Annotated in this window: 23 protein-coding genes and 1 riboswitch; of the genes, 4 read left to right on the forward strand and 19 right to left on the reverse strand. The window is 64.8% G+C overall.

Going from position 1 to position 23,821, the window contains the following annotated elements:
- Positions 1–214: 214 nt before the first annotated feature.
- The 19 genes from AB4061_RS12915 to glyA all read right to left on the reverse strand — a co-directional run bounded on the left by AB4061_RS12915 (position 215) and on the right by glyA (position 20,650).
- The gene (locus tag AB4061_RS12915) at positions 215–1,396 is read right to left on the reverse strand and encodes a pyridoxal phosphate-dependent aminotransferase (RefSeq protein WP_441634281.1); all 1,182 of its coding nucleotides are present in this window, start codon (positions 1,394–1,396) and stop codon (positions 215–217) included.
- Between the two features lie 173 nt (positions 1,397–1,569).
- Positions 1,570–2,091 (reverse strand): transcription antitermination factor NusB, encoded by a 522-nt coding sequence (nusB, locus tag AB4061_RS12920; protein ID WP_441634283.1) that lies wholly within the window; start codon positions 2,089–2,091, stop codon positions 1,570–1,572.
- A complete protein-coding gene (gene ribH, locus AB4061_RS12925; RefSeq protein ID WP_267604010.1) occupies positions 2,084–2,587 on the reverse strand; it encodes a 6,7-dimethyl-8-ribityllumazine synthase in 504 nt (167 codons plus the stop codon). The genes nusB and ribH overlap by 8 nt, the downstream gene beginning before the upstream one ends.
- Before the next feature lie 66 nt (positions 2,588–2,653).
- Positions 2,654–3,766, reverse strand: a complete 1,113-nt coding sequence (gene ribBA / locus AB4061_RS12930; RefSeq protein ID WP_267604009.1) for a bifunctional 3,4-dihydroxy-2-butanone-4-phosphate synthase/GTP cyclohydrolase II — start codon at positions 3,764–3,766, stop codon at positions 2,654–2,656.
- Between the two features lie 258 nt (positions 3,767–4,024).
- Positions 4,025–4,654, reverse strand: a complete 630-nt coding sequence (locus AB4061_RS12935; RefSeq protein ID WP_441634285.1) for a riboflavin synthase — start codon at positions 4,652–4,654, stop codon at positions 4,025–4,027.
- A gap of 84 nt (positions 4,655–4,738) precedes the next feature.
- Positions 4,739–5,857: a bifunctional diaminohydroxyphosphoribosylaminopyrimidine deaminase/5-amino-6-(5-phosphoribosylamino)uracil reductase RibD gene (gene ribD, locus AB4061_RS12940; RefSeq protein WP_441634521.1), complete on the reverse strand. Its 1,119-nt coding sequence runs from the start codon at positions 5,855–5,857 to the stop codon at positions 4,739–4,741.
- Between the two features lie 60 nt (positions 5,858–5,917).
- Positions 5,918–6,493 (reverse strand): GspH/FimT family pseudopilin, encoded by a 576-nt coding sequence (locus AB4061_RS12945; protein ID WP_441634287.1) that lies wholly within the window; start codon positions 6,491–6,493, stop codon positions 5,918–5,920.
- A 7-nt stretch (positions 6,494–6,500) separates the two neighbouring features.
- Entirely contained in the window at positions 6,501–6,950 is a 450-nt protein-coding gene (locus AB4061_RS12950) for a type IV pilin protein (protein ID WP_441634289.1), read from the reverse strand.
- A gap of 65 nt (positions 6,951–7,015) precedes the next feature.
- Positions 7,016–8,548: a pilus assembly protein PilY gene (locus AB4061_RS12955; protein ID WP_441634291.1), complete on the reverse strand. Its 1,533-nt coding sequence runs from the start codon at positions 8,546–8,548 to the stop codon at positions 7,016–7,018.
- Complete coding sequence (locus AB4061_RS12960; protein ID WP_441634293.1) at positions 8,545–9,174, reverse strand: pilus assembly protein; 630 nt, start codon at positions 9,172–9,174, stop codon at positions 8,545–8,547. Before AB4061_RS12960 ends, AB4061_RS12955 begins: the two co-directional genes overlap by 4 nt.
- Positions 9,168–10,109, reverse strand: coding sequence for a PilW family protein (locus AB4061_RS12965; protein WP_441634295.1), 942 nt, complete (start codon positions 10,107–10,109; stop codon positions 9,168–9,170). Before AB4061_RS12965 ends, AB4061_RS12960 begins: the two co-directional genes overlap by 7 nt.
- A gap of 610 nt (positions 10,110–10,719) precedes the next feature.
- Positions 10,720–11,151, reverse strand: coding sequence for a type IV pilin protein (locus AB4061_RS12970; protein WP_441634297.1), 432 nt, complete (start codon positions 11,149–11,151; stop codon positions 10,720–10,722).
- A 38-nt stretch (positions 11,152–11,189) separates the two neighbouring features.
- Positions 11,190–16,001, reverse strand: a complete 4,812-nt coding sequence (locus tag AB4061_RS12975; protein WP_441634299.1) for a pilus assembly protein — start codon at positions 15,999–16,001, stop codon at positions 11,190–11,192.
- Positions 16,002–16,042: 41 nt separating this feature from the next.
- The gene (locus AB4061_RS12980) at positions 16,043–16,549 is read right to left on the reverse strand and encodes a pilus assembly PilX family protein (protein WP_441634300.1); all 507 of its coding nucleotides are present in this window, start codon (positions 16,547–16,549) and stop codon (positions 16,043–16,045) included.
- Positions 16,550–16,619: 70 nt separating this feature from the next.
- Entirely contained in the window at positions 16,620–17,441 is an 822-nt protein-coding gene (locus tag AB4061_RS12985) for a PilW family protein (protein WP_441634302.1), read from the reverse strand.
- On the reverse strand, positions 17,438–17,950 hold the full coding sequence (gene pilV / locus AB4061_RS12990) for a type IV pilus modification protein PilV (RefSeq protein ID WP_441634304.1): 513 nt from the start codon (positions 17,948–17,950) through the stop codon (positions 17,438–17,440). Before pilV ends, AB4061_RS12985 begins: the two co-directional genes overlap by 4 nt.
- Positions 17,951–17,978: 28 nt before the next feature.
- On the reverse strand, positions 17,979–18,662 hold the full coding sequence (locus tag AB4061_RS12995) for a GspH/FimT family pseudopilin (RefSeq protein ID WP_441634306.1): 684 nt from the start codon (positions 18,660–18,662) through the stop codon (positions 17,979–17,981).
- 126 nt (positions 18,663–18,788) lie between these two features.
- Positions 18,789–19,256 carry a transcriptional regulator NrdR gene (gene nrdR / locus AB4061_RS13000; RefSeq protein ID WP_441634308.1) on the reverse strand — a complete coding sequence of 156 codons (468 nt, stop codon included), beginning with the start codon at positions 19,254–19,256 and terminating at the stop codon, positions 18,789–18,791.
- 146 nt (positions 19,257–19,402) lie between these two features.
- Positions 19,403–20,650: a serine hydroxymethyltransferase gene (glyA, locus tag AB4061_RS13005; protein ID WP_441634310.1), complete on the reverse strand. Its 1,248-nt coding sequence runs from the start codon at positions 20,648–20,650 to the stop codon at positions 19,403–19,405.
- A gap of 122 nt (positions 20,651–20,772) precedes the next feature.
- Positions 20,773–20,875: riboswitch (ZMP/ZTP riboswitch) on the reverse strand.
- Between the two features lie 163 nt (positions 20,876–21,038).
- Between glyA and ybgC the strand changes: the two genes are divergently transcribed.
- Genes ybgC through tolA form a run of 4 tightly spaced genes read left to right on the forward strand, consistent with a single transcriptional unit; the run spans position 21,039 to position 23,743 of the window.
- A complete protein-coding gene (gene ybgC / locus AB4061_RS13010) occupies positions 21,039–21,443 on the forward strand; it encodes a tol-pal system-associated acyl-CoA thioesterase (protein ID WP_253928679.1) in 405 nt (134 codons plus the stop codon).
- Entirely contained in the window at positions 21,440–22,123 is a 684-nt protein-coding gene (tolQ, locus tag AB4061_RS13015; RefSeq protein ID WP_043348531.1) for a protein TolQ, read from the forward strand. The genes ybgC and tolQ overlap by 4 nt, the downstream gene beginning before the upstream one ends.
- A 42-nt stretch (positions 22,124–22,165) precedes the next feature.
- Positions 22,166–22,603: a protein TolR gene (gene tolR, locus AB4061_RS13020; protein WP_441634312.1), complete on the forward strand. Its 438-nt coding sequence runs from the start codon at positions 22,166–22,168 to the stop codon at positions 22,601–22,603.
- 15 nt (positions 22,604–22,618) lie between these two features.
- Positions 22,619–23,743, forward strand: a complete 1,125-nt coding sequence (gene tolA / locus AB4061_RS13025) for a cell envelope integrity protein TolA (protein ID WP_441634314.1) — start codon at positions 22,619–22,621, stop codon at positions 23,741–23,743.
- Positions 23,744–23,821 lie beyond the last annotated feature (78 nt).

The raw sequence follows: 23,821 nt of genomic DNA on the forward strand, positions 1-23,821 counted from the left end.
GCCCGCCTGCCTGCAGCGCCTACGCGAGCGCCTAAAGTCGCTGCCCAATGTGAAACGACCCGGTCGATGTGAAACGACCCGGTCGCTCATGCGACCGGGTCGTCAAGTCCCGCCCTTCACGCTATGCCGTTCGCTTCCTCAATAGGGACCTTAACTGAACGGCATTAACCCTTCGAGGTGCTTTTTTCGTTGCCGTGACGGCTCTGGCTGGCGTTCAGGCGAAGAACTTGCCCAGGCGCGCCATGGCCTCCTCGATGTTTTCCATCGAGGTTGCGTAGGAGATCCGTATGTAGTCGCTCGCCGTGTATGGGCCGAAGTCCTGGCCCGGCACCAGCACCACGCCGGCATCGTGCAGCATGGCCTGGGTCAGGGCGTCGGCATCTCCGGCGGACGGGTGGTTGACGCCACGGCAGTCCGCATACACATAGAAGGCGCCATCCGGCTTGACCGGCACCCGCAAGCCCAGCGACTCCAGCGCCGGCACGATGGCATCGCGGCGGCGGTGGAACTCCGCCTTGCGCGCGTCGTAGATCGCCAGCGCCTCGGGGGAGAAGCAGGCCAGCGCGGCGTGCTGGGCGACGGCTGACGCGCAGATGAACAGGTTCTGCGCCACTTTCTCGAAGGCGCCTACCAGTTCATCCGGGACCACCAGCCAGCCCAGGCGCCAGCCAGTCATATTGAAGTACTTGGAGAAGCTGTTGACGGTGATGACGTCGTCGTCCAGGCTCAGCGCCGATACCGGCGGTGCATCGTACGACAGCCCCTGATAGATCTCATCGACGATGGCAAAGCCCTGGCGGGCCCGCACGGCCTTCAGGATGCGCGCCAGTTCGTCCGGCAGGATCGAGGTGCCGGTGGGGTTGGAGGGCGACGCCAGCAGCACGCCGCGGGTGTGTTCGCCCCAATGTGTCTCCACCTGCTCAGCCGTGAGCTGGAAGCGCTGGGCGGGGCCGCTCGGGATCATCTTCGCCCGGCCGTCGAAGGCGGCAACAAAATGCCGGTTGCAGGGGTAGCTGGGGTCAGGCATCAGCACCTCCGCGCCAATCTCCACCAGCACCGCGCAGGCCAGCAGCAACGCAGCCGAGGCGCCGGCGGTCACCACCACGCGGCGCGCAGGGATGTCGATCCCGTACATGGTCTTGTAATAGCCGGCGATGGCCTCGCGCAGCGGCGCAATGCCCAGCGCGCCGGTGTACTGGGTGACGCCGCGGCGCATCGCGGCCTCGGCGGCCCGCACCACGGGCTCGGCGGCGGTGAAATCGGGCTCGCCGATCCCCATGTGGATGATGTGGCGCCCGGCACGCTCGAGTTCGGCGGCCTGTTTGGCCAGCTCCATCACGTGGAAGGCATCGATATTGGCAAGACGGGAGGCAGTGGCGAGGCGCTGCAGATCCATGGTGGGATAGGCTTGGTGGGCCTGATAGGCGGGTTGATCGGGGTTGGGCTGCAGTTAAGCCGCGGTTAAGCTGCAGTTAGGCGGGTGTTGGCCGCGGTAGAAGTAAAAACACCCGCCGGAGCGGGTGTCGGTACGGCAAGCATGGCACCGTGAACGGCGCCGGTTGCCGTTGTTCAGCGTCGGGCGGCCAGTTCCGGCGCGCGCACCTTGGCGGCCAGCTTGTCCAGCACGCCATTGACGTACTTGTAGCCTTCGACGCCGCCGAAGGTCTTGGTCAGTTCCACGGCTTCGTTGATGACAACCTTGTACGGGATGTCCACGCAGTGGATCAGCTCGTAGCTGCCGATCAGCAGGGCCGCGCGCTCGACCGGCGACAACTCGCTGACCGGGCGGTCCAGGAACGGCTCGAACGCGCCCGTCAGCCGGGTTTCTTCACGGATCGCGCCATTGAGCAGTGCATCGAAGTGCTCGCGGTCAGCCTTGTTGAAGCCTTGGGCGTCGTGCAGGTGGGCCTGGATCGCATCGGTATCGTTGCGGTTCAGCAGCCACTGGTACAGGCCCTGCAGCGCGAGTTCGCGCGAGCGGCGGCGCGCACTCTTGGGCGCTGCCTTAGGCTCGGCCTTGGCGACGGGCTTCGCGCCGGCGTCGTCCGCCGGCTTGCCGGCGGGGTTGCTGTTCTCGGGCGCATCACTCATCGTCGTCCTCGTCTTCATCCGCTTCCTGGCTGCGCAGCGAATCCAGCGCGGAAACCAGGTTGGCCATTTCCACCGCGGCGCGGGCGCAGTCGCGGCCCTTCTCACGGGTACGGGCATGGGCCTGGGCGTCGGTGTCGACGGTCAGGATGCCGTTGGCGATGGGCACATTGAAGTCCAGGCCGACGCGGCTGATGCCGGCGCCCGATTCATTCGACACCAGCTCGAAGTGATAGGTCTCGCCGCGCACGACCGCGCCCAGCGCGACCAGCGCATCGAACTGGCCGCTTTCAGCCATCTTTTGCAATGCCAGCGGCACTTCGAGCGCACCCGGCACGGTCACCACCAGGGTGTCCTCGCCTTCGATGCCCAGCTTTTCCAGTTCGGCAACGCAGGCTTCGAGCAGTTCGGCGCAAACCGGCTCGTTGAAGCGCGCTTGCACGATGCCGATGCGCAGGCCTTCACCTTCGAGGTTGCTGGGGTAGAAACCGTGATCCATCTTATCTTCTCCTGGGTTCGGGGTGGCGGCCCGCGATAGGCTCGCGGCCGCCGTGTATCCGGTAGTTCAGTTAGCCTGGCCGCCGCTCATGGGCTGGTAGCCAGTCACTTCAAGGTCATAGCCGGTCATGCTCGGCATTTTCAGCGGGGATGCCAGCACGCGCATCTTGCCCACGCCGAGATCCTTGAGGATCTGGGCGCCGGTGCCGTAGGTGCGCAGGTCCGGCTTCACGCGCGGGCGGTTTTGCGGCGCGTCGAGCGCCGAGAACTGCGTGAACAGCTGTTCGGCCGTGTCGCCGCAGTTCAGCAGCACCATCACGCCATGCTCGGACTGCGCAATCGCCTCGAGCGCGGCCGGCACGCTCCAGGAGTGCGTGGTACGCGACACTTCCAGCAGGTCCAGCGTGGAAAGCGGCTCGTGCACGCGCACCAGCGTTTCGCGATCAGCCTGGGGGTTGCCCTTGACCAGCGCCAGGTGGGCGCGGCCGCTCGGCTTGTCACGATAGATGATGCTGTGGAACGTGCCATATGGCGTTTGCATGGTGCGCTCGCCAGCGCGCTCGATGATGCTCTCGGTGCGGCTGCGGTAGTGGATCAGGTCGGCAATGGTGCCGATCTTGATGTGATGCTCTTGTGCGAACTCGATCAGGTCCGGCAGGCGCGCCATGGTGCCGTCGTCCTTCATGATCTCGCAGATCACCGCGGCCGGCGTCAGGCCGGCCAGCGCGCCCAGGTCGCACCCGGCTTCGGTATGGCCGGCGCGGATCAGCACGCCACCGGGCTGGGCCGTCAACGGGAAGATATGGCCGGGCTGGACCAGGTCGGCGGCACGGGCATCCTTGGCCACCGCGGCTTGCACGGTACGGGCACGGTCGGCCGCCGAGATGCCGGTCGTGACGCCTTCGGCTGCCTCGATCGACACCGTGAAATTGGTGCCATGCACCGTGCCATTGCGGCTCACCATGGGTTGCAGCTCGAGCTGGCGGCAGCGTTCGGCGGTCAACGTCAGGCAGATGAGGCCCCGGCCGTACTTGGCCATGAAGTTGATCGCCTCTGGTGTGACGAAATCGGCGGCCAGGACCAGGTCACCCTCGTTCTCGCGGTCTTCCTCGTCAACCAGGATGACCATGCGGCCGGCACGGATTTCGGCAATGATTTCTTCTGTACGGGCGATTGTCATAGCTTGCAGGCTGGGAAGCTGGCTGAGGTTTGGGCTGGAATTCTGGCTGAATTTCGGGCGGGATGGCTTGCTGGCCGGCTGGCGCTTCAGCGGTATACCGGCTGGCCGCGGCAGCGGTCTGGCCCAATATTGTACGTCAACCAGGCGCCGCAGGGCGCGCGGCACCAGCAGGGCCAATGCAGATGGCCCTCCGTGCGGTGGCGGGGGCGGAAAGACGGGTGGCCCTGGCAGGCCGCCCGGGTGCCAAAAAGCCGTGTGTCAGGCGGGCTTTGGCGCGCTCAACATGCGTTCCACGTACCGCGCGATCAGGTCGATCTCCAGGTTTACGCGCGCGCCGGGCTTCAGGTCCTGCAGCGTGGTGACCTCGATCGTGTGGGGGATCAGGTTGATCGAGAACGTGCAGCCGTCTTCGTCGTCGATGACCTTGTTGACCGTCAGCGACACACCGTTGACCACCACCGACCCCTTGTAGGCCAGGTAGCGCCCCAGTTCGCGCGGGGCGCGCACGCGCAGTTCATGCGACTCGCCCACCGGCGCGAAGTGGGTGACTTCGCCAAGCCCGTCGACATGGCCCGAGACCAGGTGGCCGCCGAGGCGGTCGGCCAGGGTCAGCGCCTTCTCCAGGTTGACCCGGCCGGGCTTGTCCAGGCCAGCGGTCTTGTCGAGCGATTCGCGGGAGACATCGACGTCGAAGGCGTCGCCGTCCAGCGCGATGACCGTCATGCAGGCACCCTGGATGGCGATGCTGTCGCCAAGGATGACATCTGACAGGTCCAGCCCGTTGGCACGGATGCGCAGGCGCACACCGGCATCGGCTGCGGCTTCGCCGCTGCCCAGCGGGGATACGGTTTCGATGCGGCCGACGGCCGCGACAATGCCAGTGAACATGATCGATGCTTGATGCAATGGGAAAACACGCATGCTAGCAGGTGCGCAGCGGATTCGTTTTGCGTGCGGCCTGCCGTCAGGCGATCAGACGTGATCGGCGCGGCGCGCGATCAGGCGCAGGTCTTCGCCGATCATGCGTACGTCGTGCCAGCGGAAGGTCGCGGCGTCCTGCAGCCGCGCCAGGGGCGGCAACTGGAACATGCCTTGCGCGTCGCCCAGCAGCTTGGGCGCGAGGTAGATCAGCAACTCGTCTGCGCAGTGCTCGCGGATCAGCGATCCGTTGAGCTTGAAGCCGGCTTCCACGTGCAGCTCGTTGATGCCGCGCCGGCCGAGTTCTTCCAGCATGTGGCGCAATTCCACCTTGCCGTGCGGATTGGGCAGCACGACCACTTCCGCGCCGCGGGCTTCCAGGGCGCGCCGGCGCGCTGTATCGTCAAAGGCGCAGAACACCAGCACGGGCTTGGCAAAGTCACCGGTGTCCGGCGTCAGCAGGCGCGCGTCCAGGGGAATCTCCAGCCGGGAGTCCACCACCACGCGCTGAGGCTGGCGCGGCGTGTCCACGGCACGCACATTGAGCTGCGGGTTGTCGTCGCGCACGGTGCCGATGCCGGTCAGGATAGCGCTGGCGCGCGCACGCCAGGCGTGGCCGTCGTCGCGTGCCGCCTGGCCGGTAATCCACTGGCTGCTGCCGTCGTGCAGCGCGGTGCCGCCGTCGAGCGAGGCGGCCACCTTGACACGCACCCAGGGCAGGCCGCGCGTCATCCGGTTGACAAAGCCGATGTTGAGTTCGCGAGCTTCTTTTTCGAGCAGGCCGCAGCGTACGTCCACGCCGGCTTCGCGCAGCCGCTGCAAGCCACGGCCCGAAACCGTCGGGTTCGGGTCCTCCATGGCGGCCACCACGCGCGCGATGCCGGCGCGTACCAGCGCGTCCGCGCAGGGCGGCGTCCGGCCAAAATGGCTGCAGGGCTCGAGCGTGACAAAGGCCGTGGCACCCTTGGGATCGTTCCCGCGCGCCGCGGCATCCTTGAGCGCCTGGATCTCGGCGTGATCCTGCCCGGCGGGTTGGGTGAAGCCCTGGCCGATGATCTTGCCGTCCTTGGACAAAACGCAGCCAACGCGCGGGTTGGGCGTGGTGGTGTACATGCCACGCTCGGCGAGCGCGAGAGCCTGTGCCATGGCTGCGTGGTCGGTATCGGAGAACATGTGGCCTGGTGCTTCCTGCCGCGCGGGCGGTGAGTTGGATAGGGTTACAGTCATCAGGTATCAGGGCGGCTCGGACTGTGCGAGGCCGTCGCAATCGGCATCCTGCCCCGGCGTGCACAAGCGGACGCGGCCGTGGGCACCGAGCCTTAGCTGCCGCTGTTCGCCCCGGCAGGTCACGGTGAAGGTGGCGGCGAGAAACCCGCCTTGCTCTGAGCGAGAGTATCCCACAGCTGTCATGCGCAGCGTATTGCTGCCTTGCGCGGTCGAGCGCAGGACGATGCGCAGGCAGGCGTCGCGCAGTTCGACGACAGCAAGCAAGCCGGCGTTGTCCTGGTCCGGCTCGTCCCCTGGCTCCAGTGCTAGCCGCCAGCCGTGGTCCAGCGACGAAGCACCCGGCAAGGGCGTCAGCACCACGTCGGATCGCCGGGCTATGGCGGCCGAGCGCGCCGCCGCCAGCGAGCCGGCCAGGCGGTCTGCCGCCAGCATCACCTGCTGGCGCGCCTGCAAGCGCTGCCACGACGGGAAAGCCAGTGCCGCCAGGATGGCGAGCACAGCCACGCAGGTCAGCAGTTCGGCAAGCGTTGCGCCGCGACGACGCGAATGCCGGTGCCAATGCCGGTGCCAGATCCAGCGCACGGCCGCCTCAGCACGCCTGGGGCAGCGGCACCGGCTCCGCGGCAAAAGCGGGCTGGGCAAGCCACTCGCCGGTGCTGCGCAGTATCAGCGTGCCGCATGACGCGTCCGGCGTCTGCGGCACGGCGCGCAGCTCCACGCAATGCGCCAGCCCGCTGCCCGGGCAGGCACTGGCATTGATCCAATGACGCGGGTGCGCCGCTTGGGCGGGCACCGACTGCGGCCACTTGCCGGCCACCGTCGCGCCGCCAGGCTGGGCGGCGAAGCTCGTGCTGGCGAGCGCGTGGCGCTCCAGGTCCAGCATCAAGCCAATCAGTGCGCTGCGCGCCTCGGCGCGCCTGCCGCGTTCCATATGCTGGTGCCAGGCAGGCATCACCATTGCCATCAGGATGGCGGAGACGGTCAGCGTGATCAGCAACTCGAGCAGGGTGAAGCCGGTTGGGCGATGGCGGGGTGTCATGCATGGGTCTCCGGGATGCGGTGGCGCGGTTGGCGGTGGATGGGTCTGGAAGGCGCATCCGAGTCTCACGGCGACCCGGAGCGGATCAGCTCGCGCCAGCTGAGGCGGCCGGTGCGGCGGCTGGCGACGGTGCGGTTGAGTAGCACGGCGCTTCCTTGCTCCAGGGACCAGAGCGTGAGGGTCACGTCCTCATGCGACGTGACGCCCGGTAGCGGCGCAAGTGTTGGCGGTAGTGCCACGCGTTCGAGAACGACGGTCGCCTTGGCGCTGGCGCCGAACCCGGTTGCTACGTGAGTGAGAGGCCCGCCAGCCTGCGCGCTGACAGTGGATTCGCCGCTCAGCGCGTGGATCAGGTACGCGCGCTGGCGCGCGTCGGGCGTCCGGGTGACAAAGCCGAGGTAGCCCGGGGCGGCCGGGAGAAGCCGTTCCAGATGCTCGCCGGGATTGGGAAGAGGCAAGTGCCAGCCCGCGGTGGATGCTGGTCGGCCTTGAATATCCGGCGTGTGAGCCTGCCGGCGCAGCACCACGCCGCCTCCTTGGGGCAGGGCCACAATGCGCGCGCCGCCGCGACTTGGGCTGCCTGTGTCCGCGAGGGCAGTGCTGTCGAACACCGCGCTGACATGGGTGCCGTTTCCGTACACCACCAGGTGGCCGCCGGCGGCGCTGATCAGGGCAGGGGGCACGATCGCGCGCGACGATGGCGCTGGGTTGTCCATCCGGTAAATGCAGTCGACGCGCCGGCCGCTATCGTGCCATGGCATCGCGCCACGCAAATCGAAACGCCAGAGCCCGCCGGCGGCGTCCACCGCATACGCCGCCAGGGCCACGCCGGAAATATCTGGCAGGATGCTCGCGGCAAGCAGTGCGGGGTTGGGTCCGGCGCTCCCGCAACCGCCGGTCGGCAGGAGCAGCCGCCGTATCGCGTGGCGTCCTTGCCACGGCGCGTGCGTGGGTTTGTCCAGGGGCAGCATGGCGATGCCGGCTTGCTGCCCGGGCGGATCGCGATGCGGCCCGCCTCGGTGGGCTTGGCGACCGTGCGAGGCGCCCAGCGTCACCATGGCGTACCAGCGCGGGCCTTCATGCGTGGAGAGAGCCAATGCACGGACGGGGCCCGACGGGRCCAGCGGCAGCGTGTGGGAAGCCCTGGCCTCCCAGATCGGCGCTACTGGTGGCTGCGCCGTTGCATTCGTGATGTCGAGGGCGAAAACGCTTGCCTGTGGATCAGCCGCGTTCGCCGGAAGGCCACACAGCAGCACGGTGCGCCAGCGGCCGGGTTCGAGCGAGACGTCGGCAGCCTCGGGGTGGGGGCAGGGCGTGGCGCCCTGTTTTCGCATTGGGCGCGGCTGGTAAGCGAGTACTTCGTCGCCGGATGTCGCATTGAACGCGCGCAGGCTGCCATCGCGCATGCCCAGCCAGGCCAGCACAGCGCGCGAGCTGTGCTGACCGACGAATTCCGCGTGGCCCGGCCAGCCAGGTATCCACTTGGGGGGCGGTACCAGGACAGGCGGCGTGCTCCCCGCGCCTTGTGCCGTGCCAGCAAACAGCAGCGCGGCGGCGAGCGCAATCAGCGAGTTGTGGTACCGGGCGGAGTGGGTCATGGCTGGAACTCGCTCTGCAGCAAGCTGCGTACCGCCGGGTCGCGCCCCAACCCTAGCGCAGTAATGCGAAAACGCAGCCGTTGCCCCGTGCCTGGCGCGTAGTCGGATCCCAGCCATTCGCCTGGAGGACGCTCGTGCATCAACTCGGCAACGTACCGCGGCATGGCGCCCGCCCCAGCGGCTCCGGGTGGCAAGACCGGCAGGGTAACGCCGCTGAAGGTGCCCATCGCGATGCCGGCGGTCTCATCCGACCGGCGCGAATCGAGCCAATTTAGCCATGGCGGCGGCATGCCTGGGGCGGGCCGGCAGAGTCCCCGCTGCGCGCCGGCGCCGCATTGGCCCGGCGGCGGCCACGCAGCAAGGCGGCTATCCACGCCGGACGCGCCGTTGCTGAGCGCCGCCATCAACTCCGCTTCCGCGTCGAGCAACGCCGTTTCCGCCGCGCGAAAGGCGATCTCCTGTTCGAGCAGGTAAGTGGTCACTTGCCTGCTGGCGAGCAGGAATTGAAGGCCAGCCAGGGTTGTGGCGGCCACAAGCAGAAGCATCGTGGCCGTCAGCAGGAGCGTGGTGCTCCCTTTGGCCTGGTTACCGCGCCGCAGGCAAGGCGCAACCTCGGCGCTCAGCATAGTGTCTCTGTGCAGGGCCAGGCATTGCGCAGCCGCACGGATGCCGAGTACACCCGGCGCATCAAGGCAGGCCGGTCACGCGGCGTGAAAACGAGGTCGTCGGCATGGGGGCCGGCGCCGCCATGCGCGCCCGGGGCGCCTGGTGGGAACAAGGTGAGCTCGGGCGGCGCCGCTGCCAGCGCCAGCGGGCGCTCACCACGCAGCACCAGTGCCACCTGCACCACTAATACCTCGCGCCAGACCGCGTCGCCCCTGGCGCGCAGTTCCTCGGCGCGCAGGAACGCGTCGGCCTTGCCATCGCCATCGGTATCGATGCCGTATCTCAACTGCATGGCCTCCACGCCACGCACCAGGGCGCCCGAAGTCCACCTTCCCCCCAGCACCCGCCCGTCGCGCCGGCTGGCATAGCGGCACAACAGCTGCGGCTCGCCATCCGCGCCGGTGGCGATATAGAGCAAGCTCTCTCCCGCATAAGCGCGGGCTGCGTCACCAGCCGATCCGCCAACGCTTACCGCCGGCAACGCATACCCGCTGCAATCGATCATGGTCTGGTCCGGCAACGTCGGATCCTGCGCGCGCCCGCTGCCGCTGAATCGCACCAGCAGTGCATCGCTCCCATTGACGCCACGGCGAGGGCAGGTGGGCAGCGCGGCAATGCCCGGCTGGCCGCAATCGTCGCGCCCTGACAGCGCCGGTGGCGCGTTGGCCGGCAAGGCCGCGCCGACCGGCTGCCAACCGCTATGCCGGACCAGGTGGGTGAGGATCGCAAGCGCCCGCTGGCCGCGTTCTTCCAGCAGCACGAGATCGACGGCGGTGCGGTAAGCGACCTGGACGGCATGGAACGCCGACACAGCCAGCGCGCTGACCAGCAGGCCGAGAGCCAGGCCAACCATCAGTTCGATCAGCGAAAATCCTTGTGCGCGACGAGCCCTCATGGCCGGATCCAGAGGGCAACGACGCGCAGCGCGGCCGCGCCCCGCACGCCGCCGGCAGGTCTCGACGAAGCCAAGGACAGCGGCCCGACGACCGCCAGCCTTGATCCCGGCGAGCACCCGCCATCCTCCGCCGAAGCAAGCGACTGGCACAACTGGAGATCATTCGGGCCAATGCCGCGGGCCTGAAGGGGCGACAGCGCAAGGTCCGGATCCTCCAACTCCGCTAGTTCCGCGGCTGCACGTGTAGCTTGGCCGAGGGCCTCATAGCCGCGCAGCGCGCCTAGAGCGAACGGCGCCAGCGCAGCAAGCGGGAGCAGCCCGACGCCGAGCACGGCGAGGGCGGTGAGGGATTCGATGAGGATGAAGCCGCGAGGCGGGTAGGGGAGACCCCGCTTTGCGGATGACGGGTAAGGAGGTCGTCCGGTTCCTGGCGGCATGGCAATCTCGCATCAAAGACGGGATGCTAGAAGATAACCAGGATGGTGCGCCGCAAGTGTTCCGAATTGTAGAGTTTGACTGAGGAGAATTCTCAAAAGGGCCAGGGGGCAAATTTCTTGACCTTCACTTCGACCTCGAAACCGCTAACCTTCTTCCTGCGTGATCTGGTGATTCACCAGCACTGTGACTGTGTTCCCGTGCCGCTGGCCGTCTTGGTGTTTTGGTAGTCGACGGACAAGACCCCACATAGCGCGTCCTGTCCGACCGGCGTCGCGTTGACGGTATAGCTCACCGCGATGCCGTTGACGCCAGGGACAACCGCAATGGTATAGGCGCTACCCGCGGCGTTATCCCCGGAGAAAGCACTCGCGCCGAGGGCAGTGAGATCCTGCGTGTAGGTATTGTTCACCGTGTAGTAGCGCTCGAGCGCGCCCTGCGTCTTCAGCAGGGCGGCCTTGCCTTCGGTTCGCTTCGCACGCAGCACGTACTGCGTGTAGTTCGGGATGGCGATTGCCGTCAGGATCCCGACGATGGCCACAACGGCCATCACCTCCATCAGCGTAAAGCCCCGTGCGGGTGTTCGCGCCAAACGTACTGCTTTCATGGCGATATTCCTCATGATCTTGATGCTACATGGCGAGGTCAATGCAGGATCTCCCGCCAAGACAGCCGCCCCGTCTGGCTCGATGCGCTCTCTCCAACGGTCTCCTGGTTGCCAGTGGTGCCGGTCATGAACTTGCATTCCTTGCTCGTCCCGCACTTTGTGACCGTGGGCGCCGGTGTAATGCCGACAGTGGATTTCCGTCCGCCAACCGGGACGCTGCCATTGGCGCCGTCGTTGAGGAAATCGGCTGAAGAGAAGGTGCGATCATTATTCACGTCGAATGGCGTGACCGTCAGGCGCCCGCCGGATAGCGATGCGAGTTCCATCAACCAGCTGGTCCCTCCGCTGTCACAGGAGTTCGCTGAAGGGATCAGTGTCGTGAAGATGATGCGGTCTCCGCGCGCCAGTGGGCTGTAGACCACCCGCTCGCCCTGGATGCCGGAAGCGGGCGACACCAGCTCGAGATACCAGCCTTGCTTGCCGTTGGCGGCATAGAGGACCTGGTTCTGGCTCACCATACGATAGGTGTAGCCATTGGCATCGACTTCCCGGTTGATGGTCTGCGCTACCAGTGAACTGCGGACAACCGTGCTCAATGTGGGTGAATTCTGATCCCAGATACCGTAGAAAGTCTGCGTCGATAGATTCGAGGGGTCAGTCGTGTCTACATAGCGGCCCGTGCCGAATAGCACGACGTAGCCGCCCGCGGGGTTGCGCGTGACATCCACGGACGATGTGATCGGCTGCCGGGTGCCGCTGGCATCGGTAGCGATGAACAGCGGCGTGTTCGCGGTTTGCAGGCCCCAGGCAGAAGCCGTGGTGCTCATCATGTTGAACTTCCATAAGTTGCCAAGCAGGTCGCCGGCGTAGATGAAGTCGGTAGTGCCATCGCCGTCGACGTCAGCGGGGAACGGTTGCGAAAGCCCGTTCGGCGTGGAGACCGAGCCGGCACCCGTGGCCAGCTTCAGATAGTCGGTGCCCAGGACCCAGCTTTTCGAGCCTGCGGGCCTGTCAAGAAACACGACGTACAAGTACGCTTTGCCTGCGGCACTGTTGTAGCCATTGCCGAAGATTGCTGCCCACTTGCCATTCGCCATCTTGATGATCGAGGGCTGCCCGAAGGTATAGCCCAGGTCCGCATCGACGTTGTTGGTGAACTCCCAGAGGACGGTCGAGGCGGCCGTGCCCTCGCTGATGCTCTCCGGGTTGGTCACGTCCAATGCGTAGATGCCCGCGCCGCCACCGCCAAGCCCGCCCACCAGCACAGTCTTCCAGTTGCCATTGACCTTGGCATCCGTCACCGCGGGCGTGCCGTCGACATAGTAAGCGTGCGTGTAGGCAAGGTCGCTGAGCCCGGGCAGATTGGCGTATAGCGCGGAAGGCACGTAGGCAAACAACTCCGTACCGGCGTCGCTGCCGCTCGTGATCGGGTTCGCGGAGAACGCATGCAGCATGCCGTCGTTGGCGCCGACATAGAGCATGGGCTTGCGGTTTTTCTTGCCCAGGACGAAGGTGGCATAGTCGGCGTCCGCGTAGCCCGCATTGGGGCGGCTAACATACTGGGGGCTGGAATTGACGATGTCGCCAAGGACCGAGTTGGGCCGGACGCGGAATTTTCCGGTTGCAGTCCCTTCATTGCTCTGGTCGCCGCGAATCCAGTTAAGGCGTGCACTTCCTAGCGTGTCGCTGCGGTTAAGCGTGCTCTGATAGCTTGCCGGCAGGTTGCCCCAGCGGAACGGAATCCCGGCTTTTGCCGATGACGTGCCATCGTAAGTGAGGATGTTGCGGGCGGTTGCGTTGACCGTCTTCATTTTTGCGCCCGCATCCCACAGGGCAGGGTTCCTGACGACGCCGTTGGTGTCGACAGCGTATGCGAGCAATTGACCGGACCAGTCAGTGCCATTGAAGCGAGCCTGGTAGATCGTCGATCCGGTCGTGAGTGACGAGGAGCTGGTCGCCACCGATGCCGCCGAGGAAGTCTGCAGGATCGACAGGAACGCGCGCTCCAGTGCGCTGCTGAGCGCGCCTGGGTTGGTGGCGTAGAAATAGTTGTCCGGCAAGCCGTCGGAACCGCCGCTGCCATCGGACAAGCGTACATCCCATTCGGAGACCTGGTCGGGAGTGCCCGAGCCGTTCAGGTCCTTGAAGCCGCCCCATTTTGCTGCGTAGTAAAGCGGATCCATGAACTGGGAAGCCACCGTCCCGCTGGCCGTGTAGCTGACGGTGGTCTGGGGATCGCCGAAGTTACACAGATTGCAGCCGCCTGATGTGTTGATGGGCGCGCTCGAAGGCGTGACGGTGACAGGTGCCGGGTCGGTGTACTTGAAGTTGTAGATGCCCGAATGGAAGTGTGGGCCGTCCTTAGTTGTGCCGGAGATGACATAGCCGAAGCCCTGGCCGTTCGCCGACGAGCCGGAGACCACTTGGGTCGATACCTGGACTGTATTGCCCGTCACCGTATAGCTGAGGATGCCCCAGACATCCTGGTCATAATCGCCGCCGGCGACAGAGTCTTCCCAGTTGACGTAGAACTTGCCGCTCGTGGCCGTCTGCGAAATGACCTTGAAGTCCACTAGTGTTCCGGTGCTGGCGTCCGCAGTTACCGAGTTGGGCGACTGCGGGTGCAACTGGTACGCAGGCATGATGGTGACGGTTTTGCCGCCTACATTCACGTTGATTTTGGGCGTGTTGGTGGCCAGCTGGACAGCGTAGGTCGTGACCTTGAGGGAGGTGGTGTCGGCCGTTGGCACGCCCAGCGTTGCCGCCTGGCTGGTGGAGCGAATCCGGTTCATGTGCGCGTAGAGCGCAGCACCTGCGATCTGGAACGTCCCCTTCTGTGAAGGACCTTCGGGGCAAATGCCAAGTACGTCGCTCAGCTTGGAGATTGTCTTGCCGGAACACAGGTTGTCGATCAGGCCACCGTTGACCCCACCCATGAACCAACTACCGCCATTGATGCTCTCTCCGGCGCCGACTTTATCGGTCCACGTGCCGTTGGTATCGGCTGTGTTCAGATCCGAGAAGCCAGCAAGTTGATCGTTGTCGTATGAAGAGACGCTTGAGTTGAACACCAGCGTGTTCAACGGCGTGCAGTAGGGCGCCTTGTTCGCGTTGGTGGAGGGCAAGTCCATTGGATTCGCCCATGTGGGCGTGGTCAGACTCAGCGCCGCATCCTTGCTGTTGCTGCTTTTCGGTGCAAAACTGGAATTCGCGGTCTTTCCGGCGAAATAGCGCAAGGACTCCAGGTAGATCTCGGAGATCGGATTGCCCCAGGTGGAGCAGTTGCCTTCGTTAGCTGGCTGGTTTTGCGATGTGGAACCGCCGCTGGTTACGATGGAGGTCTGCTGATAGTTGCAACTGTCAGCATTGACGTAGCTCCCGTCGCTGTAGCTGTAGCCATACGGCCGCAGCTTATTGACATTCCAGACGATACCTTTCACAGGAGAGCTCGCCGCGTAGGTGAAGGTGCCGTTCGACGGATCGACTTCCTGGGAGAAATTCACTACGTTCTGGCGCAACACGCCACCCGAGATGTTCTTGTCATAAGTGCCGGTCATCAGCCCGAACAACATCTGGCCACTTTCACCATATTTCTGGAGCAAGCCGAAGGGCTTGTAGGAGGACGAGCCGTACTGCTTGCAGTTCTCGGTGCCGAGCAGGCCCGGCACGCAGACCTGCACGCGCGCATTGAAGGTGCCGCTGCTTTCGCCGGTGCCGAGGGCGCGGGCCGCTTTCGCTGGATTCTCTGCCGAGGCATTGATGCCGGAAAGGGCTGCCCGGTTGCCGTTGGATGAGCCGGTTACGCTCGTGCCGTTGATTTTGGTCAGGAAGGAGCTTTGCGTATTATTTTGCTCCTCCGACCAGTTGCATTGCCATTTTTCGCTGGCGCCCCAAGTGGCGTAATTGCCGGAGACAACCCGCAGTTGCGGCGCCTGGGTATTGCTCTGGGAGTTGACGTTGCTTGAATCCTTAGGGGTCACGTTGCAGATAGTGAGTCCGCCTCGGGTCAGGTTGGTCACCGCCCAACTGTTGTAGCTGTTTGCGGAGCCGCTAGGCTTGGAAACCCCGTCTGGATAGACCGCAAGGCTGATGGTCTTGTTGCTGCTGGTATCCACGCTCATGACCCAGCCCGTCAGGGTCGTGTTGGCCGGTGCGGGTGAGTTGGCGGTCATGACAATCTGGTCGCCGATGCTGATGTTCGCGACCGAGCTGAGTTTGATCCCGGTGATGACATTGGCCGCGACGGTGACCGTGGTGCTCGACGTCAATATGGGGCCGGCCGCTTCCACCGTCAGCGGAACCAGTTTGCTGACATCGGATCCGTTGTAGAACTTGGCCCATGCGTGCGCGTCCATCGGCAGGAAGGCACGTTCCAGCACGGTGGTGGTCGCGGTATCTGTGGAGCGGAAGCCGCCGTACAAGATCTTGCGCACTTCGTCGATGCGGCTCATGCTCGCCCAGTTCAGGAAGTTGCCGCTCCAGGCGGAGCCGTTGCAGTACTTGTCGGTAGTGACGGCTGACGGCACGAAGGCATGCTGGGTGCTGCCATCGTAGATGTAGCACTTGTACGAATCGAAGTAGCCGGCGTAGTCGATGCTGTTGGTATAGGTCGTGTCGAGCACGCCGTCACCATTCAGGTCGGTGTAGTCGTTGTAGGCCTTCTGGTGCAGTGTATGGTCCTTGGACAGGTCGATCATCACCATGGGCGGCACATTGCCGCCCGCATAGAGGGGGCGCTTTGCCAAGTTCAGCTGCGTGGCGCATGCCGATGCGACGGCCAGGATGGCGGACGCGATGGCGAGCAACAACTGGAGGCCGGTGACGGGGCGGAAACGGGCTTGCTGGGTCATGGTGCGCTCGACGGATGTTTAGGATGGTTGCGCAGAACGGCTCAGAACCGGACGACTTCCTGCACCATGACTTTGGTGTTCGGATTGGCTCCGTAACCAATGGCGGTTACGCGGAAGACATAGCGGGTGGAGCCGGCGCGCAGGCTGCCGTCGGCGATGTCCGGAAGGGATTCGATGATGTAGCGCGGTTGCTTCGACACGTTCCCGGCGGTCAGCGCTGCCTGCTGGGTCATTTCGCCGAGCGTGACGGAGCGCGCGCCATCTTCGATGTAGCGTTCCCATACCGGTTGTCCCGAGGTGGCCGGTATGCAGAAGCCCTTGAAGCTGGCGACATCGCAGGTGTCCGACGCGCCGGTGCGGCCGCTCAGGGCGCGTGTCATGCTGATATCGGTGCGCGCATCCCGCAAAGCCGCTTCCGCCGCCTGCAGGGCGATGTTCTGGTCGCGGGAGTTTCGCGCCATGCGTTCGCCGGAAATGCTGGTCAGGCTGGCAGACAATCCCAGCATCGTCAGGATCACGAGAAACAGGAGCACCACGATCAGTGACATGCCGCGTTGCGTGCGCACTGGGGCGCCGCGGCAGGTCATGGGACGGTCGGGTCGGTTGTTCATCTCTGGCCTAGTTCAAGCGGTTGCGGACTGCGATATAGAACGTGAAATGCTTGCGCAGGCGCCCGTCCACAGGTAGTTGCACGACGCTGCCTGCATCGCTGGCGGGTGCCACGTTGGCGGGCGCATAGGCTGTGCCGAAGTGATTCAATGTGGTTGAGAGCGGCGCGGGGTTGGTCCGGCTGTCACCGACCAGCACCACGGAAACCATCATCGCCCGGACATTGGCCATGACGGCGACACCCGGCGGCACATAACGATTGATCGCCTGGTCGCCATCGGTATCCTCGCCAAGCAGCACCTGAAAGCGCTCCACGCCCGGGAATAGGGGGGTGGTGGTGCCATTCGCGGTGCACTGCAGCCACGGCATGCCAGATGCATCGTTGGCGATCGAGAAGGTTTCCGCCTGCAGCACGATATTGCTGACACCTTTGCCGGTGCAGTCGACGATGGTGCCGTCAGGGTTGGGAGTAGGCGTGGCCGCAGGCGCTGCCAGCATGTCTGAACCAAAATACCGGAACGTTAGCGTGTCACTGGTGTTGGTGCCGGTGTCGTTGGTCGCATCGATGGTGTTGGCGTTGGCAAAGGTGGTGTCTGCCGGGAAGTCGTTGTAGCCGGCCTGGCGCACGTCGCGCTGGAGCAATTGAGCAATCGCGCGCGCGTTCTCCTGGATGCCGGCCAGGTCCGTCTGCGTGCCGTAGGACGCCCGCTGCGACAGGTAGAAGGACGAGATCACGATCAGCAGTAGCATGCTGATGACCAAGCCGACCATCAACTCGACGAGCGTAAAGCCGCGCGCGCGGCGCGTCAGTTTGCGGCCTGCCTTTCTCATGGTACGAACGCCGTGACAAAACGTTGATAGACCGGATCCCGGTTAGTCGGCACCTTATCTTCCTGCCACCAGATCTTGATCGCGTAGGGGGCACCGCTTGCGTTGTCGCACTGCGGATTGGCCGGCGTGCCATCGTCCGGCGTGCTGTCGATGCAGACGGTGCCGAGCCCGCTGGGCAACGCGGCCGCCGTGTCGTCGAGCCAGGCCTTGTAGCTGCTTGCGGCCATCTGCGCTGGCGTGCACCCTGCGGTGGTGAAGCAGACGACCGTGGTCAGGCCGACGGGCTGGTTGTAGGCACCCGCAGTCATCGCGGCTTCGTTGCTGCGTATCTGGTCAGCAAGGTTGTAGGCCAGCACGGTCGCGACGTTGCGCATGGCGGCCGTACGGCCATCAACCAGTGTGCGCAACTGCAGGGTGGCTAGCGCTAGCACGCCGAATGACAGCACCACGATCGTCACCAGGGCCTCGATGAGCGTGAAGCCGGCAGCGGGGTGACGCCGGCTGGGCATGCGTTCTGGACGCGTTATCTTCATGGCATCAAGGGCAAGCGACTTGCTGGGAGGTGGGTTTGCCGCTGCCCGTGAGCGAGACGCGTTGGCCGGCGCTGGTCGATGACTTCTCGCAGAACTGCCAGGAGCCAAGCGAATCTGGCGCGCCCCAGGAGCGCAAACGGATGCTGGTGGCGCCGGTGCTCAAGCTACTGGCCACGATGGCCATGGAACTGGCAGGCGGATCGCTTTTGCGGATCACCTCTTCACCGTTGCCAATAATGTTGTCGCCATTGCTGTCGACAAAGACCACGCGGCGCTGGGCCCAGTCACTGGTGCAGTTGGTGCCGTCGGCGGTGGGGCAGACGGTGATTGTTGTATTGCGACGTGCTGCTTCGCTACGGGCGATCTCCACATCGCTGACCAGATTGGATGATTCCGTCGTCATCCTGCTGCGATGGATGAAGGCGCTGAAGTTCGGAACTGCGGCTGCCGCCAGGATGGCGAGAACCGAAAGCGCCACCATCAGCTCGATGAGAGTGAAGCCGGCTTGCCGCGTGGTGCGTAGCGCAGAAGGGAGGGGGGGGCGGTTGGCAGGGTGCCGGAGGGCGTAGGGGCGTGAATCGGCCAGCGCTGCCCATGCACTGCGCAGCGCTTTCCCCGGTGCCCACGATAGCCTGGTGCGCACAAGTGCAACCAAGCCCGCTGCCGCAAGGCAGGAAGGCTGACCCATGTTCGACTCCCGTCCGAAACCTTTTTTTTCTTGTTGGCGTATTTCGCCTCTCCGGGCGAGTCCACCGTACCTTCTGTTGTTATATAAGAAGGCAGTGCAGATTAAACCGCTTTCCTTGGAGGCTCGCTACCCCTTCCGTGGGGTGGACGCCGAAAATTCGTCCAGCATGTCGCGGAATTCCGACACGTCCTCAAAGCTCCGATACACCGAAGCAAAGCGGATATAAGCAATTTTGTCCAACCGGCGCAGCTCGCGCATGACCAGTTCTCCGACCTGGCTGCTGGGGATTTCCTTCTCGCCGAGGGCGAGCAGTTTCTCTTCGATGCGGGTGATGGAGGCGTCGATGGCTTCAGCCGAGACCGGGCGCTTGCGCAGCGCGAGGCGCATCGAGTCTTTCAGCTTGTCGCGGGTATAGTCCGCGCGGGAGCCGTTTTTCTTGACGATGGCGGGGAAGAACAGCTCGATCCGCTCATAGGTGGTGAAGCGGCGGTCGCAGGATTCACAGCGGCGGCGGCGGCGCACCGTATCGCCTTCTTCCGACATGCGCGTGTCCAGGACCTGGGTGTTGGAATGGGCGCAAAAAGGGCATTTCATGCCTGACCACCTCGAAGTTTGAGCCGGGGCGCGTGCCGCGCAGGCAGCGTTTTGTCATTCTGTGTCGCGCCGGGCTGGGTTGGCAAGGCCCGCCGCAGGCGCGGCGGGGCTGCCGGCCACCCGCGCGTGGCGGGTGGCGCTGGGCTTTAGCCGTAGACCGGGAAACGCTTGGTCAGGGCTGCCACTTGCTCGCGCACGCGCGCGATGTTGGCCAGGTCGTGCGGGTTTTCCAGCACGTCGGCGACGAGGTTGGCCACCAGGCGGGCTTCTTCTTCCTTGAAGCCGCGGGTGGTCATGGCCGGCGAGCCCAGGCGGATGCCCGAGGTGACGAACGGCTTTTCCGGGTCGTTGGGGATAGCGTTCTTGTTGACGGTGATGTGTGCCTCGCCCAGGACCTTTTCGGCTTCCTTGCCCGTGATCTGCATGGCGCGCAGGTCGACCAGCATGACGTGGCTTTCGGTGCGGCCGGAGACGATGCGCAGGCCGCGCTCGATCAGCGTTTCGGCCAGCACGCGGGCGTTCTTGACCACTTGCTGCTGGTAGGTCTTGAACTCGGGCGACAGGGCTTCCTTGAACGCCACTGCCTTGCCGGCGATCACGTGCATCAGGGGGCCGCCCTGGATGCCGGGGAAGATGGCCGAGTTGATGGCCTTCTCGTGCTCGGCCTTCATCAGGATCACGCCACCGCGCGGGCCGCGCAGGCTCTTGTGGGTGGTGGTGGTGACAAAGTCGGCGTGCGGCACCGGGTTGGGGTACACGCCGGCGGCGATCAGGCCGGCGTAGTGGGCCATGTCGACCATGAACAGGGCGCCGATGGACTTGGCTACTTTGGAGATGCGTTCGAAGTCGATGCGCAGGGCGAAGGCCGAGGCGCCGGCGATGATCAGCTTGGGCTTCTTTTCCTGCGCCAGCTTTTCCAGCGCGTCGTAGTCGATGTCTTCGTTGGCGTCCAGGCCGTAGCTGACCACGTTGAACCATTTGCCGCTCATGTTGAGCGCCATGCCGTGGGTCAGGTGGCCGCCTTCGGCCAGGCTCATGCCCATGATGGTGTCACCCGGCTTCAGGGCGGCGAAGAACACGCCCTGGTTGGCCTGCGAGCCGGAGTTGGGCTGCACGTTGGCGGCTTCGGCGCCGAACAGTTGCTTGACGCGGTCGATGGCCAGTTGCTCCACGACGTCGACGTACTCGCAGCCACCGTAGTAGCGCTTGCCGGGATAGCCTTCGGCGTACTTGTTGGTCAGTTGCGAGCCTTGCGCAGCCATCACGGCCGGCGAGGTGTAGTTTTCCGAGGCGATCAGCTCGATGTGCTCTTCCTGGCGCTGGTCTTCCTTCTGGATGGCGGCAAAAAGCTCGGGGTCGATCTGGTCGATCGTATAGCGGCTGCGTTCGAACATGGCGAAAACTCGTCTGAAAAAAGGGGAATTCCGAATGGCTTCGGGGTAGGGCGCGCGGGGAAGGCACAGGCGACCGGCGCCGGTCGCGTTAGCTATCCGGCGCAGGGCGCACCCTGCTTCCCATTCGCTGCCCAGGCGAGCGGCAGGCGCTTGAAACATCGCGCCAGAGAACTTTGCGCTTCCTCGTGGTAGTACCCACTGACTTCGCCAGTCGCGCAAGATGGAATGGTTGGCGGCAGTTTAACGCGAGGCGCTGGCTCGYTGCAAGACGGTGCTGTGCGGGGCCTGAGACCGAAAGTCAATGCCTTGTCTGTCAGGCCATGTAATTGTTGTAATGTCAGGCAAGGGTTTACACCGGGTCGGGCCGGCTGCCGTTACAATCGCGGCCATGAGCAACAATGTGTGGGCCTTGCGGGTGTACTGGGAAGACACCGACGCGGGCGGCGTAGTGTTCTACGCCAATTACCTCAAGTTCTTCGAGCGCGCCCGTACCGAGTGGCTGCGCTCGCTTGGCATCGAACAGCAAGCGCTGGCCGATGAGACCGGCGTCGTCTTCATCGTCAGAAGCACGGCGGTGGACTACAATGCCCCCGCCCGTCTGGACGACTTGCTTGAGATCCGGACACAGATTGAACGGGTTGGCCCGGCGTCGGTCCAATTCGCCCAAGAAGCGTGGCGTGGTGAGCAATTGCTGGCTACTGGCGCCATCCGGGTTGGGTGTGTTGATCGTAGCACATTTCGCCCGACTCCCATTCCCGCTCCCGTCCTTGCAACCATCAAGACCGCTCGATGAATCCCGTGACCGTCACGCAAGACCTGTCGATCATTTCGCTGGTGCTGCACGCCAGTGTGCTGGCACAGGCCGTCATGGCCCTGCTGCTGGTGATGTCCCTGTTCTCGTGGACATATATCTTCCGCAAGCATTTCTCCCTGCGCGCCGCGCGGACCCAGACCGAGGGGTTCGAGCGCGACTTCTGGGCCGGCGGCGACCTGCAGGCCCTATATCAGAGCGCAGCCAACAATCGTCACAACACCGGCGCGCTGGAACGGATCTTTGAATCCGGCATGGGCGAGTACCTGAAGGCGCGCGAGCGCAACAATGACGCCGGCGCGCTGCTCGATGCCGCGCGGCGTGCGATGCGCGCGGCCTACCAGCGCGAGATGGATGTGATGGAATCGCATCTTCCATTCCTGGCGTCGGTAGGTTCGGTCAGTCCGTACATCGGCTTGTTCGGCACCGTATGGGGGATCATGAACGCCTTCCGTGGCTTGTCCAACGTGCAACAGGCAACGCTTGCCGCCGTGGCGCCCGGCATCGCGGAGGCGCTGGTTGCCACCGCCATCGGCCTGTTCGCGGCGATTCCGGCGGTCATTGCCTACAACCGCTACGCCACCGAAGTAGATCGCCTGGCCATCCGCTTCGAGAGCTTCATGGAAGAGTTCCTGAACATCCTGCAACGGCAGACCCGCTAAAGCGCCGAAACCACCAACGTCTTCGGTCAAGGAGAACCAGCAATGGCAGCGATACAGCGCCGTGGCGGCTCGCGCCGCCGGGCCAGTGCCGACATCAACGTCGTGCCTTACATTGACGTGATGCTGGTGCTGCTCGTCATTTTCATGGTGGCGGCACCGATCGTGAATCCCGCCGTGGTTGACCTGCCCAGTGTGGCCAACGCCACTCAGCAGCAAAAGGCGCCCCCCATCGTCGTGACCGTGCATGAGGACGGCACACTGACTGCGCGCGGCAAGGATAACGCCGGCAACAGCTTCGAGCGCAAGCTCGACAAACAGGGCCTGATCGACTTCGTGCATCAGCGCCAGAACGAGAATCCCGATCAGCCGGTGGTGATCGCCGCCGACCGCTCGGTCAAGTACGAAGCCGTGCTGGACGTCATGTCAGTGCTCAAGGCTGACGGCGTGAAGCGCGTCGGCCTGATGGTCAAGCCCAAGTAAGCACCGCCCCACGCGATGAAAACCGCCGCCTATCCTTATCAGCCGGCCCCGGAGCGGGGAACCCTGCGTTCCTTCCTGCTCGCGGTTTTCATGCACCTGCTGCTGGGCATCGTGCTGTATTTCGGCGTGCACTGGCAGAGCAGCACCCCGGTGGGCGCCGAAGCCGAGCTCTGGGATGAGATCCCGGCCACTACCGCACCGCCGCCGCCTCCCGCACCCCTGCCCATCGTACAGGCCCGTCCGGCGCCTCCTGCGCCAGCGGTGAGGTCTCGTGCCGAAGAAGACGCCGAGATCGCCCTCCAGCAGCAAAAGCGCCGCCAGGCCGAGGCCGCCGCCCGCGAAGAGGCGCGCCAGCAGGCCGACCTGCGCGCGCGCCAGGAAGCCGAGCGGCAGGAAGCGGCCCGCAAGGAGGCGGCCCGCAAGGATGCCCAGCACAAGGACGACCTGCGCCGCGAAGAACAGAAGAAGGACGAGCTGAAGAAGGAAGCCCAGCGCAAGGAAGACGCGCGCAGGCAGGCCGTGCTGCAGGAGCAGCGCAAAGAGCAGCGCAAGGAGCAGGCTGAGCGCGAGCACAAGGAAGCTGAGGCCAAGAGCCGTGCCGAGGCGGATGCCAAGGCGCGCGCCGAGGCTGACGCCAAGGCAAAGGCAGCCGCTGAAGCCAAGGCCAAGGCTAACGCCGAAGCCAAGGCCGCGGCCAACGCGAAAGCCAAGGCTGATGCGGATGCCAAGGCCAAGCGCGACGCCGCCGCCAATGCCCAGCGCCACAGTGAATTGGCGCGGCTGCAGGCCATGGCCGGCGGCGGGGCGGCAGTTGGCGGCGCCGGCGGTGTCGGCAGCAGCGCTGGCAGCGGTGCGGGGTCGGGCGGCAAGGCCTCGCCTGGCTACCCGGATCGCGTGCGTCGCCGCGTCAAGCCGAATATCGTATTTACTGAAGACGTGCCTGGCAATCCGGCCGCGGTGGTGTCTGTTCAACTGGCGCCGGACGGCTCCTTGATGTCCGCGCGGCTGTCCAAGTCCAGCGGCAATTCGGGCTGGGACAACGCTGTGCTGCGCGCCGTGGAGCGCTCGGATCCGCTCCCCCGCGACGAAAACGGCAAGGCGCCAGCCAGCTTCACGATCACCTTCAAGCCTAAGGATTAAGAGGGACGGCGATGTCCACGGCACGGGAACACTCGAATTGCAACATATTGCAACCTACGTCGATGCACCGCAGTCCCA

This window comes from Cupriavidus sp. YAF13 (assembly GCF_052113425.1).
In the GTDB taxonomy this organism is placed as follows: Bacteria; Pseudomonadota; Gammaproteobacteria; order Burkholderiales; family Burkholderiaceae; genus Cupriavidus.

Bases quoted from the DNA above. Each gene is read 5' to 3' on its own strand.
- AB4061_RS12915 (WP_441634281.1), bottom strand. From the start codon at position 1,396: ATGGATCTGCAGCGCCTCGCCACTGCCTCCCGTCTTGCCAATATCGAT.
- nusB (WP_441634283.1), bottom strand. From the start codon at position 2,091: ATGAGTGATGCGCCCGAGAACAGCAACCCCGCCGGCAAGCCGGCGGAC.
- ribH (WP_267604010.1), bottom strand. From the start codon at position 2,587: ATGGATCACGGTTTCTACCCCAGCAACCTCGAAGGTGAAGGCCTGCGC.
- ribBA (WP_267604009.1), bottom strand. From the start codon at position 3,766: ATGACAATCGCCCGTACAGAAGAAATCATTGCCGAAATCCGTGCCGGC.
- AB4061_RS12935 (WP_441634285.1), bottom strand. From the start codon at position 4,654: ATGTTCACTGGCATTGTCGCGGCCGTCGGCCGCATCGAAACCGTATCC.
- ribD (WP_441634521.1), bottom strand. From the start codon at position 5,857: ATGTTCTCCGATACCGACCACGCAGCCATGGCACAGGCTCTCGCGCTC.
- AB4061_RS12950 (WP_441634289.1), bottom strand. From the start codon at position 6,950: ATGACACCCCGCCATCGCCCAACCGGCTTCACCCTGCTCGAGTTGCTG.
- AB4061_RS12960 (WP_441634293.1), bottom strand. From the start codon at position 9,174: ATGCTGAGCGCCGAGGTTGCGCCTTGCCTGCGGCGCGGTAACCAGGCC.
- AB4061_RS12965 (WP_441634295.1), bottom strand. From the start codon at position 10,109: ATGAGGGCTCGTCGCGCACAAGGATTTTCGCTGATCGAACTGATGGTT.
- AB4061_RS12970 (WP_441634297.1), bottom strand. From the start codon at position 11,151: ATGAAAGCAGTACGTTTGGCGCGAACACCCGCACGGGGCTTTACGCTG.
- AB4061_RS12975 (WP_441634299.1), bottom strand. From the start codon at position 16,001: ATGACCCAGCAAGCCCGTTTCCGCCCCGTCACCGGCCTCCAGTTGTTG.
- AB4061_RS12980 (WP_441634300.1), bottom strand. From the start codon at position 16,549: ATGTCACTGATCGTGGTGCTCCTGTTTCTCGTGATCCTGACGATGCTG.
- AB4061_RS12985 (WP_441634302.1), bottom strand. From the start codon at position 17,441: ATGAGAAAGGCAGGCCGCAAACTGACGCGCCGCGCGCGCGGCTTTACG.
- pilV (WP_441634304.1), bottom strand. From the start codon at position 17,950: ATGCCCAGCCGGCGTCACCCCGCTGCCGGCTTCACGCTCATCGAGGCC.
- AB4061_RS12995 (WP_441634306.1), bottom strand. From the start codon at position 18,662: ATGGGTCAGCCTTCCTGCCTTGCGGCAGCGGGCTTGGTTGCACTTGTG.
- nrdR (WP_441634308.1), bottom strand. From the start codon at position 19,256: ATGAAATGCCCTTTTTGCGCCCATTCCAACACCCAGGTCCTGGACACG.
- glyA (WP_441634310.1), bottom strand. From the start codon at position 20,650: ATGTTCGAACGCAGCCGCTATACGATCGACCAGATCGACCCCGAGCTT.
- ybgC (WP_253928679.1), top strand. From the start codon at position 21,039: ATGAGCAACAATGTGTGGGCCTTGCGGGTGTACTGGGAAGACACCGAC.
- tolQ (WP_043348531.1), top strand. From the start codon at position 21,440: ATGAATCCCGTGACCGTCACGCAAGACCTGTCGATCATTTCGCTGGTG.
- tolR (WP_441634312.1), top strand. From the start codon at position 22,166: ATGGCAGCGATACAGCGCCGTGGCGGCTCGCGCCGCCGGGCCAGTGCC.
- tolA (WP_441634314.1), top strand. From the start codon at position 22,619: ATGAAAACCGCCGCCTATCCTTATCAGCCGGCCCCGGAGCGGGGAACC.